This window comes from Methanosarcina spelaei, from assembly GCF_002287235.1.
Classification (GTDB): Archaea; Halobacteriota; Methanosarcinia; order Methanosarcinales; family Methanosarcinaceae; genus Methanosarcina; species Methanosarcina spelaei.
Window position 1 is genome coordinate 1 of the sequence record NZ_LMVP01000118.1, and the last position, 6,562, is coordinate 6,562.

Sequence of the window (6,562 nt, forward strand, 5' to 3'; positions counted from 1 at the left end):
TCGAATACCCCGCTAGCTTGCTGCGGGGATGGAAACTTCCCCGGTAACCGTTGATGACTATATTATTTATCAATTTCATTTTCGATTGTTAACTTCTGATCAAACCAAACAGTTTGGGGTTATTACTTCCTTTAACGGAATTTTGAGCGGTGGCGCGAACATACCCCGTTGCTTGCAGCGGGGTGCGCCAGCGCAGCTTTGATTCCTCTTGAGCAATAATCCCAATTACCTTTTAGCCTTGATCTTTTTCTTTTTTCAATTCAGTTTTATTTACTTTCGGAGTATATTCCCGGCATTGTGTTTGTTGTCACCTTTATGAAATTCTTCTTCATTACAGTACTGCTGCCTGCCAAATTGTTTACCGTAAGTGTGACTTTATAGTTTCCTTCCTGTAAATATCGGTGTTTCGGATTCTTTTCTGTTGAAATTTTTCCGTCTCCAAAACTCCATTTCCACTTAGTTGCTACTCATGTTTTTCCGTCTCCAAAACTCCATTTCCACTTAGTTGCTACTCCTGTACTTTTATCACTAAAATCGACGGTTAATGGGGCTTTTCCTGAGGTAGGTTTCGCAGAGAAGTTTGCAACCGGTTTTGTTACCACTCTTATATAATCTATTTTTGTTGCCGTGTTACTGCCTTTGGCATTTATTGCTGTAAGTCTAACAGTATAACTTCCTACTTTGGAATACTTATGAGTTGGATTCTGTTTGGTTGAAGTTTTTCCGTCTCCAAATTCCCACTTCCATTTAGTTGGAGATCTTGTGCTTTTGTCAGTAAAGGCAACAGTTAACGGAGCTTTTCCTTCGGTTGATTTCGCAGAAAAACTTGCGAAAGGAGCCAGTGAGAGAGGACCTATAAACTGCCCGAAAGCAACAGGCCCATTTCCTACAGGAATAGTGACTGTAACAGTATTTGTAGCTGCATCAATTACAGAGACAGTATTGCTGTTAGAATTTGCCACATATACTTTCGTTCCATCCGGTTTGACTGCAACTCCCAGAGGATAATTTCCTATAGTCACTGTAGCTGTAACCTTGTTTGTAGCTGTGTCTACTACGGAGATAGTGTTACTTTCTGCGTTCGCTACGTACACCTTTGTTCCGTCCGGTTTGACTGCAATTCCAATTGGAGAACTTCCTACAGGTACTGTGGCTGTAACCTTGTTTGTGGCTGTGTCAATTACAGAGACAGTGTCACTGCCGGTGCTTGATATGTATACCTTTGTTCCTGTCGGGCTTACTGCAACTCCCCAAGGATAGCTTCCTACGTTCACAGTGGCTGTAACAGTATTTGTAGCTGCGTCAATTACAGAAACAGTGTCAATGTACATATTCGTTACATATACCTTTGTTCCGTCAGGGTTTACTGCAATTCCATTAGGACCGCTTCCTACGTCCATAGTGGCTGTAACAGTATTTGTAGCTGCGTCGATTACAGAAACAGTGTTGCTACCCCGATTCGCTACATATACCTTTGTTCCGTCTGGACTAACTGCAACTCCGGCAGGGAGGCTTCCTACAGGCACAGTAGCTTTAAGGGTTTTTGTTGCTGTGTCAATTACAGAGATGGCTCCTTCATCGGTTGCCACATGTTCCGTTGTTCTCTCTAAGAATGCTAACTTTGTGTCAGTTGATTCTGAAAGGATAGTTTCATCGTTCCACAGGTAAAAATTCGCCACATATACCTTTGTCCCATCCGGGTTAACTGCAACTGCAGCAGGTTCGTTTCCTGAAGGCACGGTAGCTGTGACAGTGTTTGTTGTTGTGTCAATTATGGAGAGAGTACTGTCCAACTCGTTTGTAATATATGCATATTTCCCAAGAGACAAAGTACTTTGCTCAGTAGCTGCTGATGCCGCAGATAAAACGAAAATTAAAAATAAAATCAGAGCTATTGATGTCAAAGCTACTGAATTCAATTTTTTGTTAGTTTTCATTTATCCTACTCCTCTATTTTTCGTTATTATGATGTTTTTAATGTACAACGGGATCTTCAAAACTCATAGGCAATTTTTGCTAACAGTTAGCTGCGATATTTTCTTTACAAGAGAGTAGAAAATTTGCAAAATTCTCCAAAAATAGTGATACCTTGTCCTTATATAAATCACTTTCCAAGTTTATTATAATTTTATTATCAATTATTTAATCTGTAAAACCAGGTTAATATTTAATCAATGTTTTATTATCGATTATTTAATTTGTAAAACTAGGTTAATATTAAATCAATGTTTTATTATTAAAGCAGTTCAAGTCTTAGAGTCGTTATCTTTCTCAGCTAAATTGTAGATACTAACTGAGAAAACACTTCAATTGTAAGTACTAATTAAAAGTCTAAAATCAATTTAAAGGTCGAATTATTTAAAGCGTTATAAATTACTTAAAATCAAAAAGAGAAGGTTAAGTCTCAGATATAGCAAAAACATTTAAATTTTATATCTGGCAAAAAAGAGAAACGTAATCCTTTTGTCAGATTTAATAAGTAATCCCCCACTCCTCTAGTATCAATCTTTTTCATCATTTTTAATTTAAGGATTTATTTGCTTTCGGAGCATATTCCCGGTCTTGTATTTGTTGTCACTTTTATGTAGTTCGTTTTGGTTACAGTACTGCTCCCTGCCATATTGCTTACTGTAAGTGTAATTTTATAATTTCCTTCCTGTAGATATTGATGTTTCGGATTCTTTTCTCTTGAAATTGTCCCGTCTCCAAAATTCCATTTCCATTTATCTGGTATTCCTGTACTTATATCCGTAAAGGCAACAGTTAATGGAGCTTTTCCTGACATTGGAGACGCAGAAAATACAGCAATGGGTTTTGTTATCACTTTTATGTAATCTGTTTTTATTGCCGTGTTACTGCCTGCTGAGTTAGTTGCTGTAAGTCTAACAGTATAACTTCCTACTTTGGAATACTTATGCGTTGGATTCTGCTTGGTAACAGTATAATTTCCTACTTTGTTATACTTATGGTTCGGTTTCTGCTTGGTTGAAGTTGTTCCGTCTCCAAAATTCCATTGCCATTTAATTGGCAAGCCCATACTTTTGTCGGTAAAACTAACTTTCAGAGGAGCTTTTCCCAAAATTGGGGATGCAGAGAAGGCAGCAGTCGGCAGGTTTGAACTGATAAGAGTACCCATGTAGATGTCGGTTTTTTCATTTTGCCAATTTGCCCATACTACCTTGTCACCATAGATAGTTCCAACGGATGATGACGTATTGGTAGTATGAGTTTCAGTATGGGTGGTGATATTGTACATATAAATCTCCCAGCTTCCACTGCGTCCATCTACCCACAGTATTTTGTCACCGTAGATAACTGGATCACCTGCTGATCCATTTGTGGTAATCTGAGTTTCCTTCTGGGTTGAGAGGTTGTACATATAAATATCCCAGTTCTCATAAGGCCAATCCTCACTACTGCGCGCATCTGTCCACACTACTCTGTCACCATAAATCGCAGGCCTCCCCGCTACACTGTTATTGATTATCTCCGTTTCCTTTTTAGCGGAGAGATCACACGCGTATATATCCCCTCCTTCCCCTAAACTCATTTCATTTCTGTAAACTACCCAGTTACCATAGAAAGCAGGATAATATGTTCCATAGGTAGTTTCGGTATAATTTTCCTTTTTAGTAGAAAGGTCGTATATTGTGAAACCGTGACCTGTACCCCACATTACCCTGTTATCATAAATGTCTAGAGCTGCGGAAAAATCTGGACTGATTTCAAATGTACTGCCGGTAATCCGAGTTTCTTTTTTAGTAGAAAGGTCGTACATATAGACATCCTGTCCTCCATATAGAAATTCATCAGTATTTTCTCCATTGCGCATATCCAGCCATACTATCTTATCACCATAGACGACAGGGTCAGTCTGAGCTGATTTATTGGTAGTAATCTGGATTTCTTTTTTAGTGGATATATTGTACATGTAAATATCCCAGTTTCCGCTGCGATTATCCTGCCACACTATGTTGTCACCGTAGATCTCGGGGTATTCTGCTGATCCGCTGGTGGTTATTCTAGTTTTATTAATTGTTAACGAAGGATTTTCTAAAGTAGTTGCCAGTGCCGTAGATGAAATGAGAATCAAAAATAAAATCGTAGCTACTGAAACTAAGGCTACCGAAAATAATTTTTGTTTGTTCTCCATTTAAAGTCCTCCATTTTTGATAAGAATGCCTAATCTAAAAAACTCCAAATTTGCTCCTTAATTTCTAATTTTTTATCTAAATATCGGATTCACAAATGTTTAATAGAAAATTTTCATTTACAAGGAGCTGGATCAATTAATCCGTTTAAAAATTCCCAAGGTTTTTCGGCAAAAAAAGCAAAAACGGAAAACTTAGTTTTCTTTAGGCAGACAATTTTTCTTAATAAATAGCTGGCTATAAACATTAACTGCCTAATATATGATACTTATTATGAGCAATCAATCTATATAATTTTTAAGGAAGGTATGTCTAGAGAATGTAACAAAAACTGCGTACCGTGTTCGGCAGACATAAAAAAATACAAAAATAAAAGTAAAAGTGAATTAAAGAAAGAAGAATAAAAGTGAATCAAAGAAAGAGGAATAAAAGTGAATTAAAGAAAGAAGAATAAAAGTGAATCAAAGAAAGAAGAATAAAAGTGAATTAAAGAAAGAAGAATAAAAGTGAATTAAAGAAAGAGGAAACAATTTTATGTCCACTTTCTTCCAGATAGTTATATTTGTGGGCAAAATAAGCCACAACTTTTTCTCTCGTCTTCCGTTGTCCTGCAAAAATCGAAGATGTTCGAACTATACAGCTCGAACTATATAATTCGGTACTTTATGTTGCACTTTATGTTGCACTTTATGTTGCACTTTATGTTGCACTTTATGTTGCAGGACTCTTAATCTGCAATGTCTCATCGTGTTTGTTGAATTAGTTGTCAAGAGAGCCGTATCCGTACCCTTTTGCTACCCAATTCTCAACACTGTGATCTGACGGTCCTAATGTGTTTGAACCTGATCCTACTGCAACGTAAGGTGACACATTCCACATAACGTTATCATGAACACTAATAGACCCGCTTGCGTGGATATTTCCAACGCCTGCACTACTGCTTGAGCCTTTGAAGTCATGCATTATGTTGTGATGGACATTTGCATTTGTTAGTGAATTTTCCAGTTCAACGCAGCACCAGCCAGATCCGGCACTACCTGAGAAGGTATTGTGATCCACTTCAATATTTGCGCAGTTGTCTATCCTTACACCTGTGTTGGTTTGAACCTCAACATCACAGTTGTACATCCTGGAATTCTTAGTACCTGATAAGAAAGACACACCGTCGTGTCCTACTGAATGCATTTTGCAATTGTATACTTCTATTCCAGAACTTTTACTGATTCTTACACCGTCGCCATACAGATAACGAGTGAATAAAATATCATGTACTTTACTATTACTCGAAGACCTGAACTGTATGCAGTTTCTATAATCTCCGTGGCCTCCATCACCTGGTCCGGTTGCTGTACTTTTGAACTGAAGGTCACATACTTCAACGTTGGAGACACCTGACCCGAATATATATGCAGATGATCCTGCGGAGTTACAAACTGAACCGGTGGCAAAGATTATTGTATCGTCGCCTGCCCCTTTCAGTACCACGTTAGATTTCAAAACTATAGGTGCACTTATCTTGTAAGTGCCAGCACCTAGGATTACGTATCCCGGGTTACCTGATGTTGCTTCTGATGCTACGGAATTTATTGCATTATTAATCGCAGTCTGGGCATCTGATCCAGATGTCGGATTTACAGTTATTGTATTCTGTGCGCCTAACGCAGCTGGTACGGTTGTTAAAATAAGGCATGTTACTAGGAGTAAGTTTCCTATCTGTCTTTTTAGCATCGTATCACCTTTGGGTTGGTTTGGAACTTGAGTAGACTCAAAGTTCCATAGGGTTAGAGCCTATTCTTCCCAAAAGCACATACGGACGTTAAACTAAGACATGGTATCAGGAATAGGGTTTCCTGCTTTATTTTTAGCATCGTATCACCTTTGGGTTGGATTTGGAATCTGCGTAAACTCAAAAAACTATAAGATAGTTATATTTCTCCAACAGTTGATACGTTTGTTAAAATAAGACATGCTGTCAGGAATAGGGTTCCGATCTGTCTTTTTAGCATCGTATCGCCTCTAGTTGGAATTCGAATTTGAGCAAACTCAAAAATTCCAGGATAATCGCATACTCTTCCCAGATATTTTCTCAAAATTCCATATTACGTACTCGTAATGTTTTTCCGAACTATCTAATTAGACCGAGTATATCAATATCTAATTATGCCGGGTCTATACGGTAATTCAAAGATTCTTATTACGTCTGCGTAATATTTTTGAATCTATCTACTTCAGTTCTCTGCGATTTATGTGGGCGGACACGTTGCACACAGAGTCTCACTCTCCAATCACATTATAGGGATCAGTCATTGGAGGTGGGGCCGGATATTAGAAGTTTTGGCTTCTATTACTCAAAACCTGTTACTGACCACCATAGGATGTTATTCCTTCTGGTCAATAATTACTTTTTTTTA

General features: G+C 38.0%; 3 protein-coding genes and 1 pseudogene. All 4 read right to left on the reverse strand.

What is annotated here, in order from left to right; translation table 11 throughout:
• Nucleotides 1-266: 266 nt before the first annotated feature.
• Nucleotides 267-452: pseudogene (locus ASJ81_RS24420) on the reverse strand (PKD domain-containing protein); the annotation flags it as partial.
• A 15-nt stretch (nt 453-467) separates the two neighbouring features.
• Nucleotides 468-1,937 carry a PKD domain-containing protein gene (locus tag ASJ81_RS07960; RefSeq protein WP_095644017.1) on the reverse strand — a complete coding sequence of 490 codons (1,470 nt, stop codon included), beginning with the start codon at nt 1,935-1,937 and terminating at the stop codon, nt 468-470.
• A gap of 596 nt (nt 1,938-2,533) precedes the next feature.
• Nucleotides 2,534-4,153, reverse strand: coding sequence for a PKD domain-containing protein (locus ASJ81_RS07965; RefSeq protein WP_095644018.1), 1,620 nt, complete (start codon nt 4,151-4,153; stop codon nt 2,534-2,536).
• A 757-nt stretch (nt 4,154-4,910) separates the two neighbouring features.
• The gene (locus ASJ81_RS07970; RefSeq protein WP_095644019.1) at nt 4,911-5,879 is read right to left on the reverse strand and encodes a right-handed parallel beta-helix repeat-containing protein; all 969 of its coding nucleotides are present in this window, start codon (nt 5,877-5,879) and stop codon (nt 4,911-4,913) included.
• Nucleotides 5,880-6,562: the final 683 nt, after the last annotated feature.